This window comes from Erwinia typographi (assembly GCF_000773975.1).
Taxonomy (GTDB): Bacteria; Pseudomonadota; Gammaproteobacteria; order Enterobacterales; family Enterobacteriaceae; genus Erwinia; species Erwinia typographi.
Window position 1 is genome coordinate 12,281 of sequence record NZ_JRUQ01000092.1, and the last position, 15,545, is coordinate 27,825.

At 55.1% G+C, this 15,545-nt stretch carries 15 protein-coding genes; 8 read left to right on the forward strand and 7 right to left on the reverse strand.

What is annotated here, in order from left to right; genetic code table 11:
• Positions 1–10: 10 nt before the first annotated feature.
• The 4 genes from NG99_RS25330 to NG99_RS25345 are packed head-to-tail and all read right to left on the reverse strand — an operon-like array spanning position 11 to position 3,083.
• Complete coding sequence (locus tag NG99_RS25330) at positions 11–715, reverse strand: ABC transporter permease subunit (RefSeq protein WP_034899205.1); 705 nt, start codon at positions 713–715, stop codon at positions 11–13.
• Positions 705–1,457 (reverse strand): amino acid ABC transporter permease, encoded by a 753-nt coding sequence (locus NG99_RS25335; RefSeq protein ID WP_034899206.1) that lies wholly within the window; start codon positions 1,455–1,457, stop codon positions 705–707. The genes NG99_RS25330 and NG99_RS25335 overlap by 11 nt, the downstream gene beginning before the upstream one ends.
• A complete protein-coding gene (locus NG99_RS25340) occupies positions 1,454–2,272 on the reverse strand; it encodes an amino acid ABC transporter ATP-binding protein (RefSeq protein ID WP_034899207.1) in 819 nt (272 codons plus the stop codon). Before NG99_RS25340 ends, NG99_RS25335 begins: the two co-directional genes overlap by 4 nt.
• A 1-nt stretch (position 2,273) precedes the next feature.
• Positions 2,274–3,083: an ABC transporter substrate-binding protein gene (locus tag NG99_RS25345; protein ID WP_034899208.1), complete on the reverse strand. Its 810-nt coding sequence runs from the start codon at positions 3,081–3,083 to the stop codon at positions 2,274–2,276.
• Positions 3,084–3,395: 312 nt separating this feature from the next.
• Between NG99_RS25345 and NG99_RS29525 the strand changes: the two genes are divergently transcribed.
• Positions 3,396–3,572, forward strand: a complete 177-nt coding sequence (locus NG99_RS29525; RefSeq protein ID WP_034899209.1) for a hypothetical protein — start codon at positions 3,396–3,398, stop codon at positions 3,570–3,572.
• A gap of 118 nt (positions 3,573–3,690) precedes the next feature.
• On the opposite strand, the gene NG99_RS25355 is transcribed toward NG99_RS29525, so the two are convergent.
• Positions 3,691–3,900 carry a PfkB family carbohydrate kinase gene (locus NG99_RS25355; RefSeq protein WP_034899211.1) on the reverse strand — a complete coding sequence of 70 codons (210 nt, stop codon included), beginning with the start codon at positions 3,898–3,900 and terminating at the stop codon, positions 3,691–3,693.
• A 443-nt stretch (positions 3,901–4,343) separates the two neighbouring features.
• Between NG99_RS25355 and NG99_RS25360 the strand changes: the two genes are divergently transcribed.
• The 7 genes from NG99_RS25360 (at position 4,344) to NG99_RS25390 (ending at position 13,519) form a co-directional block, all read left to right on the forward strand.
• A complete protein-coding gene (locus NG99_RS25360) occupies positions 4,344–6,773 on the forward strand; it encodes a membrane-bound PQQ-dependent dehydrogenase, glucose/quinate/shikimate family (RefSeq protein WP_052130876.1) in 2,430 nt (809 codons plus the stop codon).
• 242 nt (positions 6,774–7,015) lie between these two features.
• Positions 7,016–8,365: a CobW family GTP-binding protein gene (locus NG99_RS25365; RefSeq protein WP_034899213.1), complete on the forward strand. Its 1,350-nt coding sequence runs from the start codon at positions 7,016–7,018 to the stop codon at positions 8,363–8,365.
• Positions 8,353–9,390, forward strand: coding sequence for a WD40 repeat domain-containing protein (locus NG99_RS25370; protein WP_052130877.1), 1,038 nt, complete (start codon positions 8,353–8,355; stop codon positions 9,388–9,390). The genes NG99_RS25365 and NG99_RS25370 overlap by 13 nt, the downstream gene beginning before the upstream one ends.
• Before the next feature lie 10 nt (positions 9,391–9,400).
• Complete coding sequence (locus NG99_RS25375; protein WP_034899215.1) at positions 9,401–10,597, forward strand: CobW family GTP-binding protein; 1,197 nt, start codon at positions 9,401–9,403, stop codon at positions 10,595–10,597.
• A gap of 73 nt (positions 10,598–10,670) precedes the next feature.
• Positions 10,671–11,522 carry an ABC transporter ATP-binding protein gene (locus NG99_RS25380; RefSeq protein ID WP_084110637.1) on the forward strand — a complete coding sequence of 284 codons (852 nt, stop codon included), beginning with the start codon at positions 10,671–10,673 and terminating at the stop codon, positions 11,520–11,522.
• A gap of 21 nt (positions 11,523–11,543) precedes the next feature.
• A complete protein-coding gene (locus NG99_RS25385; protein ID WP_034899218.1) occupies positions 11,544–12,500 on the forward strand; it encodes an ABC transporter substrate-binding protein in 957 nt (318 codons plus the stop codon).
• Positions 12,500–13,519 carry a FecCD family ABC transporter permease gene (locus tag NG99_RS25390; protein WP_034899220.1) on the forward strand — a complete coding sequence of 340 codons (1,020 nt, stop codon included), beginning with the start codon at positions 12,500–12,502 and terminating at the stop codon, positions 13,517–13,519. Before NG99_RS25385 ends, NG99_RS25390 begins: the two co-directional genes overlap by 1 nt.
• A gap of 326 nt (positions 13,520–13,845) precedes the next feature.
• On the opposite strand, the gene NG99_RS25395 is transcribed toward NG99_RS25390, so the two are convergent.
• The gene (locus tag NG99_RS25395; protein ID WP_052130878.1) at positions 13,846–14,766 is read right to left on the reverse strand and encodes a GGDEF domain-containing protein; all 921 of its coding nucleotides are present in this window, start codon (positions 14,764–14,766) and stop codon (positions 13,846–13,848) included.
• A 240-nt stretch (positions 14,767–15,006) separates the two neighbouring features.
• Positions 15,007–15,545 (reverse strand): GntR family transcriptional regulator (locus tag NG99_RS25400; RefSeq protein ID WP_034899240.1); only part of this gene is annotated, 539 nt, incomplete at its 5' end.

The window sequence follows — 15,545 nt, forward strand, 5'->3', positions numbered from 1 at the left end:
TGTGGACTTGTTACCCGCTGGCGTAGCGCCTGGCTGCGCTACGCCGGGAAAAACGGCGGTTTGCCAGCAGGCTCAGACCACAGCACAACAGGTAATAGACCGCTCCGGTGAAGATGAAAATCGCCAGGGGGTAGATTTGCACCCGATTGTTGACCTGGCCCGCAACGGTGGTGAGTTCCGGCACGTTGACGATAAAAGCCAGCGAGGTATCTTTCAGCAGGTTGATAAAAATCCCCACCAGCGAGGGCTGTACGTTGCGCAGCGCCAGCGGCAGCAGGATTAAACGCAGCGTTTGTCCGGCGGAAAAGCCCTGCGTCCGCGCCGCTTCATATTGCCCTCCGGGCAGCGATTGCAATCCCGCCAGCACTGAATGCATCACCGAGGCGGCGGTAAACCACGCCAGCGCCAGCGTGACCGTTACCGCTCCCGGCAGGTCGCTGCCGGTCATCATTGGCAGCAGATACCACAGCCAGAAAATAACGAAAATTAGCGGAATGCCGCGAATAATTTCCGCCCACAGAAACAGCAGCCGACGTACCAGCCCGCCGTAGCGCCAGGCGGCGCTCGCCAGCAGAATGCCAGCGGGCAGCGCCAGCGCTGCTGCGCCAAGCGCCATCAGCAGAGTCAGAACGACGCCGCCGGGAATACCTTCCGCCAGACGTCCCCACAGCAGGTAATCGAGATTATCGACGATGACCGCCAGATTAGCGTTCATGCTGCGTTCTCCCTTGCTGCGTTTTACCCGGACCGACTCGCGACAGCGCCATGCCCATCGCTACCCCGAGCGCCAGATACAACGCAGTGCCAACGGCGAAGGCTTCCAGCGCGTGGGCGTTATAGCTTTCGATTTGCCGCACCTGGTAGGTCAGCTCCGCAAAACCGATGCCGCTTGCCAGCGATGAGAGCTTCATCAGGTTGAGATACTGGCCGATAATCGGTTGCCAGGCGTTCGTCAGCCCCTGTGGCAGCAGGATATAACGCAGCTCTCCCCACGGGGAAAATCCCTGCGAAAGGGCCGCTTCCCGCTGGCCGTGACCGACGGCGCGCAGCCCGGAAGCGATCTCTTCGACCAGGAACGCCGAGGTAAACACCCCCAGCCCCCACATTGAGCAAAGAAACTCCGGCGTTAGCCACCAGACGTTGCCAGGCAGAATTGACCACGGGTGATCGGCATTGATGAAATCACGCGCCGTCAGCGGCAGCAGGTTCCAGGCGGCGAAATACCAGAACAGCAGTTGGACCAGCAGCGGGGTATTGCGAAACAGCGAGACCCAGCAGGCCACCAGCCCGCGTCCTGCTCTGCCGCCTGCCAGGCGCAGCGCCAGTAGCAGGATCGCCAGCACCGTAGCCAGGATTATTCCGGCGACGCTGACCCATACGGTGGTCAGAAAACCTGAGATGATCCATTGCAGCGGCTGTTCGCTTAGTACGCCGTGCCAGTCGAGAGCAGGGCTCACTCCGGGTTCTCCTGATGCAGCGGATTTAGCACCTTTTGCAGAAAACGGCGGGTACGGGCGTGCTGGGGGCGGGCGAAAAACTCTGCAGGCGGCGCCACCTCGAGAATATCGCCGCCGTCGATGAACACCACCCGGTCGGCGATTTCGCGGGCAAACTGCATCTCATGGGTGACTACGACCATGGTGATGCCGCTGTGCGCCAGATCCTTCATGACCTGCAACACTTCGCCGATCATTTCCGGATCGAGCGCCGAGGTGGGTTCATCGAAGAGGATAATTTGCGGTGAGGAGGCGAGGGCGCGAGCAATGGCGACGCGCTGCTGCTGACCGCCGGAGAGCTGCGCTGGCATCTGCTGCGCCTTCTCTTCCAGACCCACCTGGCGCAGCAGCGCCAGCGCGCGTGCGCGGGCGGCGCGTTTATCCCAGCCGTGGACGCGTTCCAGCGCCAGCGTAATATTTTCCTGTGCCGTCAGGTGGGCGTAGAGATTGAACTGCTGAAAAACAAAACCTACGCGGCTGCGGAGCTGTCGCAGGGCGCTGCCCGTTAGCTGGCGGGTCGGTTTGCCGTCGATCAGGATCTCACCGTCGCTCAGTGATTCAAGCTGGTTGATCAGGCGGATCAGCGTTGATTTTCCCGATCCTGACGGGCCGAGGATCGCCACCACTTCGCCCGGATCGATCTGGAGATCAACGCCGTTGAGTACCTGATGGTCGCCGTAACTTTTTGCCGCCTTGCGGAATTCAATGCTGGCGCGCTGCAAATGCGAAAAATCCGCGGACGATGCCGCGGAGCGTGAAAATAAACCTGATACCATATTATTTAGCTTCTATGGTAAACGCACGCGGCTGAGGCGTTTTGGTGCCTGGGCCAAACCAGACGTCATAAATTTTCGCTGCCTGGCCGGTTTTTTCCAGATTGACCAGCTCATCGTTCACCGCTTTCAGCAGCGCCGGTTCGCTTTTCTTCACGCCGACGCCGATCTCTTCTTTACTCAGCAGGTCAGGGATAATTTTAAAGCTGGCTTTATCCGGCGCTTCCGCCAGCAGACCGGCAAGAATGGTGCTGTCCTGGGTGATAGCCTGCACGTTGCCATTGCGCAGGGCGGTCAGCGCCAGCGGAATATCGTCATACGAGAGCACGCGCGACTGCGGGAAGCGCTGATGCAGAGCCTGTTCGCCGGTGGTGCCCTTCACCGCCCCGATACGCGCTTTACTGTAGCTCTCTAGCTGGTCCGCTGATTTTGCCGGCACGAGGAACTGTTGGCCGGTGACAAAGTATGGTGTTGAAAAATCAATGACCTGCGCGCGTTCCGGGGTAATGGTGATATCGGCGACGATCAGATCGGCCTTACCGGATTGCAGCAGCGGAATACGGTTTGCCGGGTTAGTGGCAACCAGCTCCAGTTTTACGCCGAGCGACTTAGCCAGCGCCTGGGCGAAATCGACGTCATAGCCCACCAGCTGATGGGTTTTGGGATCGACCGAACCAAACGGCGGGTTAGCGTCGAAGGTGGCGACTTTCACTACGCCAGCGGCTTTGATATCTGCCAGCTGATCTGCCTGAGCCTGCGCGGTAAGCACCAGAATACCCAGCGCCAGCGCGATTTTTGTTTTTGCAATGCGCATAATTATTTTCCCTTAATCCCTGTTTTATTTTGTGTTGTAACGCTCCCATAAATAAACCCTGTCCGGCAAAGAAGAAAAAGTTCTTATTTATTACCAGGAAAAACTTAGAGATTTTGTGGGTATCCTCACGGATATTTTTTCGGTTAGCGCTGCGGTTGCCGGAGTGATGGCCAGACCCGCAGCGGCACTGTGGCTGAGCCGTACAGGGGAATGCGCATCTTCCGGGATTGAAAACCCGGAATTGATATTTCCTGGCCTGCGCAATCTGTGGTTGAAATAGCCTCAGGCAAATCGCTTACCGATGGAGGCAAAATGAAAGTAGCACTGTGGCAACGACTGACGCGTCGGCTGGCATTTTTATTTAATGGCGAAGCCGGGCAGCAGGATACCCAACGAATGATGGAGGCGATAATACCGGTCGCCAGCCTTTACGGCGTGGATATTGGTAATATTGAAACACGGTGGTTTCGCCATGATAAGACACACTGAACGACGCCTGACGCGTGAAGTCTACTGGAATGAGCTGTGCTTTGCGTAGTGCGAGGCTGTTTGAGGTTGCGGTGAACGAGACGACATGCCGCAGCCTCAAGCAGCTTTGATCTTTCAGCTAAACAGATGCTGACGATTTTGCGTTAGTGCCTGTGGTATTAACCACATCCGGGCAAAACACCGCCGGATAATGCTGCACCCCTTCCTCACTGGATAACTCCGCTCCTTTCTCACCCAGCGTAATCATTACCTGTCCGTTGACCTTCTGGTGCAAGTCAGCCGCACAGGTGAGCGCGTCTTTAACCGATGTGACGGACCTGTTGCTCATGAAGAGTAGCGAACAACACTATTGCCTCCGTAAGGGGGGCTTCTCATCATAATTAACGCCAGCATCGCGATAAAACGGGGAAACAAAACCCGATAATAGAAATGATTAAAATGTGCGGTTTATCCCATCACCGTGAAATAAAGAAATAACGGATCTGAATTATTCAATAATGCAAACAATCAGCGGATCTCAATATTTAACCCCATAAAATATCATGAAATAATCATTTAACCTTTTAATAAACAATCTCCTGTGGTTTTTGTTGCCGCCAGAAATCAATGAGCGAAAACACAGTCAGCAGCAATCGGCCCGCAAAGGCCGCTTTTATCCACAAATAGTAACGCGAATTGTAAGTATTTACATTTATTGACATGTAGCTAACCAAAACATACAGTTCTTGCGATTCTGGTTAACATTTACAACATTAAATCACCGGGGAGTGTATGGACATTAAGGAAAAGCGGCCTGGACGACGTTCAGGCCTGTCGCTTGTGTTGAGCATTATCTTTGCGCTGCTCACGCTGGCGACGGCAATCGCTATTATTATTGGCGGGGGGAAACTTATTTCCCTGGGAGGCTCGGCGTATTATCTGATCGCCGGTATCGCCTATATTGTGCTGGTGGCGCTTTATTTTAAAAAGCCCTCGGCCGGATTTTGGTTTTCCTGCGCTATCTTTTTGCTAACTATCATTTGGGCGCTGGCGGAAGTTGGCGGACTCAATTACTGGGATCTGCTGCCGCGTCTGGTGGTGCCTGCATTGCTCTTCCTGTTGAGCCTGCTGGTCACCGCTACCGATAAAGGCCTGCTGCAAAAGCGTCGCCGTCTTTCCGGCGGACTGAGCCTGGTGGTGTTTGTTGCGCTGCTGGCCACGCTGGTTGGCGGCTTCTTCCCGCACAACACCATTTATAATCCTGAAGCGATCTCCACCGATCCGCTGAAACAGTCTGACGCCAATGCATCAAAAGCCGATCAGGACTGGCGTTATATCAGTCGTAATGCCAGCGGCACGCGCTTTGCGCCGTTCGATCAGGTCAATGCCGATAACGTTAAAGATCTGCAGGTGGCGTGGACTTATCACACTGGCCGCCGCCTGACCGGCAATGCCGCCGGCGTTGATGAAAACACCCCGATTCAGATCGGTTCCTCGCTGTACACCTGTACGCCGGAAAACAAGATTGCCGCCGTCGATGCCGACACCGGCAAACCGATCTGGACGTTTGATCCCCATGCGCATACCTATGAACACGTCACCTGCCGCAGCGTGGGTTACTACGACTACGATCGCGATGACACCCTGACCGCCGACCAAAAAGCAGCCTATACCGATACGTCCTGCCGTCAGCGTATTATTGTGACCACGGTAGACGCGCGTCTGATTGCGCTGGATGCCCACACTGGCGAAATGTGTCAGAACTTCGGCCAGAAAGGGACGGTTGATCTGCAACTGGGACTGGGGGATACCGCCAACAGTCGTCGTTATCACCCGACCAGCGTGCCGCTTATCATGGGGCATCTGACCGTATTTGGCGCCTGGATTCGTGACGTCACGGAAGATGAGCCTTCTGGCGCACTGCGTGCTTATGATGTGCGCGATGGTTCGCTGGTATGGGCATGGGACGTTGGTAACACCGAGGGTGCCAAACAGGGCAGCGATCACTATACGCTGAGTACCCCGAACGTCTGGGCGATTCCTACTTTTGATAAGGACCTCGGTCAGCTCTATGTCTCTACGGGTAACGGACCGACGGATTACTGGGGCGGCGACCGTAATAAAGCGAAAGAGACATTCGGTTCATCGGTGATCGCCCTTGATGTCAACACCGGTAAAACCAAATGGGTATACCAGACCGTGCATCACGATATCTGGGACTACGACTTACCGTCGCAACCCGTGATGTACAATATGAAGAATGAGCAGGGCGAAGTAGTGCCTGCGCTGATTCAGACCACGAAAATGGGCGAATTTTTCGTGCTTGACCGTCGTACCGGCAAACCGGTAAGTAAAGTCGAAGAAAGGCCCGTACCGACAAGTCCGGCGGCAAAAGACGAACATCTGTCGCCGACGCAGCCGTTCTCTGTCGATATGCCGACCATTGGTCTGGAGCATCTGAACGAGAGGAAAATGTGGGGCGTCAGCATGTTTGATCAGCTGTACTGCCGCATTCTGTTCAAGTCAGCGCTCTATTCCGGCATCTTCCAGCCGAACAGCGAGCAAACCTACCTTGAATTCCCGGCCACCATGGGCGGCATGAACTGGGGTGGCGTTTCCATCGATGAAACCAGCGGTATTCTGTACGTCAACGATATCCGCATGGGTATGCTGATGTCGATGAAGACCAAAGAACAGGCGAAGGGCCAGACGGTTTCCCTGAATGAAGTGCCGCAATGGGCCGGTACTATCCGTCCACAAATTGGCGGTCCGTATGTGGGTACCCGGATGGATAACTTCTCTTCCTTCCTGCAGGTTCCTTGCCAGCATCCGCCGTTTGGTACGATGACGGCTATCGATCTTAACAGTAAGAAAATCGTCTGGCAGGTTCCGATGGGGACGGTGGAAGATACCGGTCCGTTGGGGATCAAAACCCATATGGCGATGCCGGTTGGTATGCCGACGCTGGGCGGCCCAACCAGCACCAAAAGCGGTTTAGTGTTCTTTGCCGGTACCCAGGATAACTATCTGCGGGCGCTGGACAGCAAAACCGGGAAAGAGGTGTGGAAAGCTCGTCTGCCAGTAGGCGCCACGGCTTCACCGCTGATTTATCAATCAGCGAAAAGCGGTAAAGAGTACATTGTGATCTCAGCAGGCGGCGCGGCGCACTCGCCGGACGTTGGCGATTATTTGATCGCTTACGCGTTGCCGGATAAAGCGTAACGGCTTGTTGAAAGTAAAACGCCCGGTCTGACCGGGCGTTTTTTTTTCCGTCAGAATGACCCTCCCCGATATCCTTCGCCATACAGCAACAGCATGATGTGCACGTCCGTGAAACGGTAGCGGTAGTTTGCCGCCAGCGGGGGCCTCCTTTTCCCTGATCAGAACAATGCGCAGTAGATTGATCGTCATACGTTATGTTATAACATAACCACTGAGGGTGGGAAGGATAAGGAAGGCGGCGCATGAACAGAGATAATCGTATCCCCGTAACCGTTCTGACCGGGTTTCTGGGCTCAGGTAAGACCACGTTACTGAACCATATTCTCAGCCAGCAGCACGGGTTACGTGTGGCGGTAATAGAGAATGAATTTGGTGAAATCGGTATTGATGATGCACTGGTGATCAATGCCGATGAAGAAGTCTTCGAGATGAGCAATGGTTGCATCTGCTGTACGGTGCGGGGCGATTTGATCCGCATCCTGAGCCGGTTGATGCATCGCCGCGATAAGTTCGACCGTATCCTGATCGAAACTACCGGAATGGCCAACCCCGGGCCGGTTTCACAGACTTTCTTCGTTGATGATGAAATCAGCTCTGCCCTGCGTCTCGATGGCATCATCACCGTGGTGGATGCCAGGCATGCCGGGTTACATCTGGACGACAGCAGCGAACTTCGTGAGCAGATTGCCTTTGCCGATGTTCTCCTGCTGAACAAGGCCGATCTGGTCACCCCCGCTGAACTTGACGAGCTGGAGAGCCGCCTGCTCAGCATGAATGCTATTGCGCGCTTCCACCGGACTGTTAATGCAGAGGTGGATATTCCGACGGTACTGGACGTTGGCGGGTTTGATTTACAGCGCGTCTTACAGGATCGCCCACAGTTCCTGGCGCCGGAATATCCTTTCGAATGGGCTGGTGTCTGGCGACTGCCAGCAGGCGTGGCCGAATTGCATTATACCGCTGGTCCCGATCCGTTTATCGACGCCCTGTTCACTGCCGTGCCGGGCAGTGATGAGGACACCTTTACGCAGCTTATAGGCCAGGCGGATAAAGCGTTTTCCCGTGACCGTCTGCGGGGTGAAGTGGAGAGGGAACTGGCGCCGTCGCACCGGGTCGTCTCGCTGCCGGTGCCGGAAACCGGCGCTCAATCGCTCAGGCTGACTATCCCGGAAGCAGGGGATTATGCTCTGGTGACCGAACACCTGCCCGACGAGTTTAACCTCGAACTGCATTACGGCGGTGTGGTGCAGGATCCCATTGTGTCCCGAGCCTTCAGCGCTGCGCACACTCATGACGAAGAGGTGACCTCCGTTGGCATTACTGTGGACGGCGCACTGTCGGAGGATAAATTAAACAACTGGTTGCGCCTGCTTCTGACATCGCGGGGGCAGGACATCTTCCGTTCCAAGGGGATACTGAATCTGGCAGGGAAAAGCCAGCGGGTGGTGTTCCAGGGGGTGCATATGCTGATGGAGGTCAAAGCCGATCGTGACTGGAAAGCCGGTGAGCCGAGACGCAGCGAGCTCGTCTTTATCGGTCGCAATCTGGACCGTCAGATGTTGAACCGTGGGGTGCAGGCATGTCTGGCGTGACAGGGAGAGCTGAACCCCGGCAGCAGTTGGTTCCGCTGTGGGTGGCGCACGATCGCGACTATATCAATCTGTTAGCCTGGTCACCGACGGGGCGATTACTGGCCTGCGCCAGTGCAGATGGCGGCGTTGCGCTGTACTCACGGGATGACGGGCGCTTGCTGTGGCGGCATTCGGCACATGGATTAGGGACGACGGCGCTGGCCTGGTCGCCGGATGGGCAATGGCTTTCCAGCGGCGGCCAGGACGATCAGATCGTGATATGGGAACCGGTAACCGGTGAACCCTCGGCATGTTGGAAAGCGGGCCGGGGCTGGGTGGAAAAGCTGGCCTGGTCGCCTGCTGGCGTTCTCGCCAGCATCACCGGCAGGGAGCTCAAACTGTGGGATGAACGGGGATCGCTGCAACAGGCGTTTGAGCCAGCAGACAGTACGCTGACAGGGCTGGAATGGATGCCGGATGGCAGCCTGCTGACGTCATGTTACGGCCTGGTCAGTCACTGGCGTCCAGGTAAGGCAGAGCCACTCCGCAATCATTTCTGGAAAGGGTCGTTACTCAGTCTGGCTGCCAGTCCGGATGGGATGTGGATAGCTTCGGGCAGCCAGGAAGGCATCGTGCAGCTATGGGCGAAATCCGCAGGAAAATCGTGCCAGATGAGTGGTTACAGCGCAAAGGTTCGCCATCTCAGCTGGAGCCATGATGGTCAGTTGTTCGCTACCGGTGGCGGTGAGGAAATGCTGATCTGGGATTGTGGTGGAGAAGGACCAGAAGGTTCGGAGCCTGACTACCTGCCGGTACATCTGGCAACGATAACGGCGCTGTCGTTCAGTCCGGTCAGCAAGTGGATTGCCAGCGGTGCCGAGGACTGCCGCCTGTTTCTTTATGATGCGGCAAACCGTCGGCAGCTGGCGGTTCTGGTGGATAACGAAGCCGTAAGCGCGCTGTGTTGGCATCCGCAAGGGGAATATCTGACGGCCGGTTACGCGGACGGAACGATCAAATTGCTGCGGCTGGCCAGTCACGGCTGAGAGAAGATAAATGGCGAGAGTACCGCTAACGATTCTGAACGGTTTTCTTGGCGCAGGGAAAACCACGCTGTTAAAGAGCCTGTTAAAGCAGGCGCACCAGCAGCAGCTTTCGATGTGCGTCATCGTCAACGATATGAGCGAACTGGATGTCGACGGCGTCCTGATTGCCAATACGGACATTGTCGGCGCGGAAAAGCACAATTTTGTCACCATTTCCGCCGACAGTATTAGCAGCAGCAGTGGTATCCAGAAACTGGATAGCGCCCTGTGTCAGTTGCTGTCTCGCCAGCGGCCAGCCCATATCCTGCTGGAAACCAGCGGCAGCAGCCATCCGTTACCGCTGGTGAAGTACCTGCGCGACCATCCGCAGGTGGTACTGAAAGGGCTGTTAACGCTGGTGGACGCCGTGATGCTGCGTGACGATTTTGACGGCGGTGAAAGGCTGCTCGACTCGTGGCAGGAGAATCTTCGGCAGGGCCGCAGGGGAACGGAGAACCTGCTGGCGGAACAGGTGCTGTTTTGCAGCCACCTGCTGCTGACCAAAAATGATCGGCTGCCTTTTCATCAGATCACCGAGATGGCGAAGTGCCTGCACACGATTAACCCTTATGTCTCCGTGAAGGCTGTTGCCTGGGGGAACCTGCAACTTGCTGAAATGCTGGCAATGCCGGATTACGCTTTTCACCGCGTGGCGACGCTGATCGACGAACTGGAAGCCGAAGTCGAAACGGTGACGGGGCAAACTTATAACATTGAGTCGCGGGTGCTGAAAGATGATCGCCCGTTCCATCCGCAGCGTCTTTGGGATACCTATCACCAGTTTCTTGGGGCCGGAATACACCGCAGTAAAGGCTTTTTCTGGCTGCCGGGACGGGATGACCTGGCTTTGCTGTGGAATCAGGCGGCGGGCAGCATCAGCCTGGAGTTTGTCAGCTACTGGAAGGCGGGCGTGCTGACACACGACGAGCCTCTGCTGACCCAGCAGGAGCGTGAAACCCTGCGCCAGCAGTTGCGGCGTCAGTGGCCAGGTCGCTTCGGCGACAGGCGTTGTCGCCTGACGGTGATCGGGCAGCTAAGCGAGCTGGACAGGTTTGTCGAGGCGCTGAAACGCTGTTTTCTGACCGAGGGCGAGATTCGTCACTGGGCCGAGGGGGGAACCTTTGTCGATCCATGGCCCCGACGTGTGGCGCGGCGCGGCAACGTCTGAAAAACGTTGAGTACGGTTACGGCCGGGAGTCCATCGGCCTTCGGCGGCTGATGCTGAACCCGACGGCGTGTTGATGCCAAAATCAAGCAGGAACAATGTGAAGCGCAATACCGTAAATAACCTGATAACGGAGGACTGTTTGGGGACTCCGGAGAGCGTTCTCAGCGTCAATATCCTGTCTCTGGCGCGACCAGGCGGCGGAGAGTTGCTTTCAGCCATTCGTTTTGAAGCCAGAGCCGGAGAGTGTCTGGCCGTTATCGGACCTAACGGTAGCGGTAAGACCTCTTTACTGCGGGCAATTAGTCAGGAACTGGCCCCGCTAAAAGGCGAAATTCGCCTGCTGGGCCGCTCCATGTCGGCGTTGTCACGCCAGCAGCGGGCCAGACAGGTTGCTGTCCTGGCGCAGAACGACACACCTGATATGAGACTGTCCCTTGAGGACTATGTTGCGCTGGGACGTATCCCACACGTCCGGGATGTACCGCGTGATGTCCATGATGCGATTGTAGCCAGCGCCATCAAAGAAACCGGACTACAGCGGTTACGCAGGCGCTCACTGTCTGCGCTTTCCGGCGGAGAGAGACAGCGGGCGGCGCTGGCGCGGGTACTGGCCCAGACTCCTGACCTGGTATTGCTTGATGAGCCGACCAATCATCTCGATCCTCCCGGGCGGATGGAGCTGCTTTCTCTGGTAAAAAGCAAAGGGATCACCGTAGTGGCGGTTCTGCACGATCTGTCACTCACGGAATCTTTTGCTGATCGTGTGCTTCTCCTGTCGCAGGGCAAGTCAGCGATCTGCGATACCCCGGAGCGGGTACTGGTATCAGAATACCTTTATCCCGTGTTTGGGTTGACCAGTTTTACCGTACCGCATCCTGATACAGGGAAGGCGTTGCGTATTTTTGAAGTTCCTCACCATGGGTAAATTACTTTCTGAGAGCCAGTAATGAAAAAACTGTTTATAAGCCTGATGGCGGTGATGTCCGTTTCCGCAGCCAGTGCGGCTGATTTTCCTGTCACCATTCAAAGTTGTGGCACGCCCGTGACATTCACCGAGCCGCCCAAAAGGGCCATTATTAACGACCTCAATATGTCAGAAATGGCCTTCGCGCTGCATTTACAAAATCGTATCGTCGGGCTGACCGGGATCAGTGGCTGGTACAAAATGACGCCGGAATTTAAACAGGCGATGGGCTCGATCCCGGAGCTGGCGCCGAAGTATCCCAGCCTGGAAACATTACTGGCGGCTGAACCTGATTTCTTTTTCGCCGGCTGGAATTACGGCATGAAAGTGGGCGGCGAAGTGACGCCTGACACGCTCAGCAAATATGGCATCAGGACTTTTGTACTGAGTGAGAGCTGCGTTTTCACCGCGGCACACAAACATAAAGCCACGATGGATCTGCTGTATAACGATGTCCTGACGCTGGGCGCGATTTTTGGCAAGCGGGATGAAGCACAGGCGCTGATCAGCGGCTGGAAAAAGACCCTGAGCGAACTTCCTGAACCGCCGAAAGGAACTCGTCCCTTGAAAGTCTTTGTCTATGATTCGGGCGAGGACAAGCCGTTTACCAGTGGCAAATATGCGATGCCGACGGCCATCATTGAGGCGGCGGGCGGTAAAAATGCGATGGAGGCGCTGGAGACCAGTTGGGGAACCACCTCATGGGAAAGCGTGGCTGCGGCTGAGCCGGATTTTATCATTCTGCTGGATTACCAGACCGGCAGTGGCGCAGATGGACTGCGTCGTTTTCTGGAGAATCATCCGCTAATGAAACTGACCCCGGCGGTACAGCATCAGCGCTACCTGAAACTACAGTATGCTGAACTCACCCCGGGACCAGCCAACGTTCACGCTGTGGAAAAACTGGCGCGGGCAATGTATCCGGCGGCGGCGAAGTAATGTCCGCATCGTACCGTTATCACTGGGCGATGTGGGGGGCGGTGGTGGTACTGATCGGGCTGATGCTGCTCAGTATTGCCACTGGGACGGTCTCGCTGACGCTGATGCAGGTACTGGGGGCGCTGAGACTGTCGGATGCGCCGGTATCGGATATGATCAGCCGAATCGTGACGGATTTGCGAGTGCCAAGAGCGCTGCTCGCGGCGCTGACTGGTGCGGGACTGGCGATGGTGGGTGCGTTGTTACAGACCACTACCCGTAATGATCTGGCCGATCCTTTTTTGTTCGGGCTATCATCCGGCGCGTCAGCGGGGGCGGTGCTGGTGATCACCCGATTTGGCGATCGGCTCGGTATATTAACGCTGCCCCTCTCGGCGTTTGTTGGCGGGATCTGTTCCGCCATGGCGGTGATGTTGCTGTTTCATTTTAAAAAGCAACGCGGGGCTGAGCATCTGGTTCTCTGCGGACTTGCCATCTCATTTTTATTTGGGGCGTTAACCAGCTATCTCATTTTTTCTGGCGATCAGCGGGCGGCCAGCTCAGTGCTGTTCTGGTCACTAGGGGGGCTGGGATTAGCCAGCTGGAACAATCTGCCCATCGCTGGGTTCAGCCTGGTGCTGCTGAGCACCTTTGTCCTGCTGCGCTGGCGCTCGCTGGATGGCGTGCTGGCTGGGGAACAGACCGCGCTATCGCTGGGGATTAACGTCAGCCGCCTGCGGATGGAGATTTTTCTGTGTTGTGCGCTGGCAACCTCTTTTTTAGTGGCTTTAACCGGCGTAATTGGTTTTGTCGGACTGATGGTGCCTCACCTGTGTCGGCATTTTGCGGGCGTTAAGCATCTGCTGCTGCTCCCCCTGTGTGGCGTCTGGGGGGCGGTTCTGCTGTGTGGCGGAGACATCGTCAGCCGGACGCTGTTGGCTCCGCAGGAGCTGCCGATCGGCATTATTACGGCAGGCATTGGGGGACTGTTTATCATCGCGTTACTCGCCCGACACTCGTCCGGCAGTGCAGCGGCTTGAGTCTGTCTGATGCAGTTTTATTTTGCGACGCAAAAGGCCAGTTAAAATACGGAGCACTCTGTTTGTCGAGCTGAATGCCCTACAAGCTGACTCACAAATTTCCGGTAACGAAAGGATAAGTGAAAACGTATTGGAAAAGGTTGCTATGCCAACTAATTGGCGTCAAGTGATTGTACATGGTCAGTCCCGGTTCTTGGGTAATGGCACTGACAGCCCTACGGGCAGGGTAGGCATCCTGCGCTAAGGTAGAGGATTGCGGCACTGATTGAGCCTTTAGCTGAGTCGGTCCAAAAAGGCACTGAGATGTCTGTTAGACTCGCGACGATTCAAAACATCAGGAAACCGTTTTTCCCATTTAGTTTTTTCTGATACATCGCCATGTCTGCACATTTCATCAGTTCATCAGCCGTCTCACCGTGCTTTGGATAAACAGCGGCACCGATAGTCAAACCAAAGTCTGCCTTTGTGCGACTGAATCTGACCGTTCGTCTAACCTGAGAGAGAATATGGCTGGCATAGCCAGACAGGACATCAGGATCTGCGCTATCCATAACGACCGCAAACTCATCACCTCCCAAACGTGAAATGAACGCCTGATCTGGACTGATCTTTTTCAAGTCTGCGGAAAACTGTATAAGAGCTCTATCCCCGGCAGCGTGGCCCAAGGTATCGTTAATGCCTTTGAAATTGTCCAGGTCAATGAACAAAATGCCTACCTGTCCGGTGCGCCGCTTAGCTTTGGACAGTGTTGACCTAAGGTGCTTTTTGAACATTCTGCGGTTTGGCAGGCCCGTTAGCGAATCGGTTTCGCTGCTGACCTTTAATTTCTCTTCTGCCTGTACCTGTAGCGTTATATTCCTTGAAACGCATAGGATGCTGGTCGTTTTACCCGCATTGTCGAGAACCGGAGTGAGCATATTGTCCCAGTGTGTGATGGTGCCATCAGGAAGAGCGCTTATCCCCCTGAAGCCAGAGCATTCACCTTTGACGGCTTTTTTCAGCGCCACTCTTCCCTTACGGTGAACAGATTCTGGCAGTAGTGCTAACCACGCCATACCAAACTCCTTTTCATTAACGCTAACGCCCAGGGCCTCACACCCAGATTTATTCATAAAAATGAGACAGCCGTTAGTATTAATGACTTTGATGCAATCTACGCTGACATTCAACATATCCGTTAACAGCGCTATTTTTTCTGCGCTACATACAGGTAGCGTCGTGGCAATGCCGGACATGTTAGAAGTCATATCATGCTCTCTGTAACAGTATATTACATTCACTGTACGCCAGATGTGAGGAGTAAGGCCACAAAATAGTGGAGGGTTTTTGGGGAACTTTGAACTGGGCAGCAGTTAGCTGTCTCAGGATAACGTCGAGACCGTATGACAGCTTAGCCTGCACCGCTTTCAGGGATTATTGATAAATACATGTTCTGGTAACTGGAGCCATCGCCCAATAAAGGTTTTAATTTTACATTCTTAGGTTGTTTAAACCGGTTCACGGTGGCTTATGCGAAATGTCACTCGCTGAGGATGGTTTACTGACACTAAATATTCAACCGGTTGATGAAAACGGTCAGTAATCACCCCTCGATACACCAGAGCAGGGCTATTAGGTTGTGCATTTAATAACGCCTGTTCTTCTTCGTTCATTATGGTCACCCGAAGAGTGCCTTCGTCTGAAACGCCTAAAACACCGTAGTTTTCTGCCAGAAGACGATACAGCGAACCGTTCTGTTCAAGCATACTGGCGGTCAGGTCCGGAATAATCGCTTTTGGCAAGTAGCTGGTTTCCAGACAAAAAGGCTCGCCGTCAGCAAGACGTAAACGTTTAATCATCACCAAAGGTTCGCCAGCCTGAATTTTTAGTAACGCCGCAATATGAGCGCTGGCATGGGCTTCCTGAAAATAAATCAACCGACTTCCCGCTACTGCACCATTCAGCTCAGTGATTTTACTAATCCCATGCTGGATCGTCTGAGTCAGTGGCCGCGTTATGGCGGTCTCGGTCAGCCATGTCCCCTGGT

What these genes read in the sequence shown, in the direction of transcription:
- NG99_RS25330 (WP_034899205.1), bottom strand. Translation starts at nt 715, where the DNA reads ATGAACGCTAATCTGGCGGTCATCGTCGATAATCTCGATTACCTGCTG.
- NG99_RS25395 (WP_052130878.1), bottom strand. Translation starts at nt 14,766, where the DNA reads ATGACTTCTAACATGTCCGGCATTGCCACGACGCTACCTGTATGTAGC.
- NG99_RS25340 (WP_034899207.1), bottom strand. Translation starts at nt 2,272, where the DNA reads ATGGTATCAGGTTTATTTTCACGCTCCGCGGCATCGTCCGCGGATTTT.
- NG99_RS25345 (WP_034899208.1), bottom strand. Translation starts at nt 3,083, where the DNA reads ATGCGCATTGCAAAAACAAAAATCGCGCTGGCGCTGGGTATTCTGGTG.
- NG99_RS25360 (WP_052130876.1), top strand. Translation starts at nt 4,344, where the DNA reads ATGGACATTAAGGAAAAGCGGCCTGGACGACGTTCAGGCCTGTCGCTT.
- NG99_RS25385 (WP_034899218.1), top strand. Translation starts at nt 11,544, where the DNA reads ATGAAAAAACTGTTTATAAGCCTGATGGCGGTGATGTCCGTTTCCGCA.
- NG99_RS25365 (WP_034899213.1), top strand. Translation starts at nt 7,016, where the DNA reads ATGAACAGAGATAATCGTATCCCCGTAACCGTTCTGACCGGGTTTCTG.
- NG99_RS29525 (WP_034899209.1), top strand. Translation starts at nt 3,396, where the DNA reads ATGAAAGTAGCACTGTGGCAACGACTGACGCGTCGGCTGGCATTTTTA.
- NG99_RS25370 (WP_052130877.1), top strand. Translation starts at nt 8,353, where the DNA reads ATGTCTGGCGTGACAGGGAGAGCTGAACCCCGGCAGCAGTTGGTTCCG.
- NG99_RS25355 (WP_034899211.1), bottom strand. Translation starts at nt 3,900, where the DNA reads ATGAGCAACAGGTCCGTCACATCGGTTAAAGACGCGCTCACCTGTGCG.
- NG99_RS25375 (WP_034899215.1), top strand. Translation starts at nt 9,401, where the DNA reads ATGGCGAGAGTACCGCTAACGATTCTGAACGGTTTTCTTGGCGCAGGG.
- NG99_RS25390 (WP_034899220.1), top strand. Translation starts at nt 12,500, where the DNA reads ATGTCCGCATCGTACCGTTATCACTGGGCGATGTGGGGGGCGGTGGTG.
- NG99_RS25380 (WP_084110637.1), top strand. Translation starts at nt 10,671, where the DNA reads ATGCCAAAATCAAGCAGGAACAATGTGAAGCGCAATACCGTAAATAAC.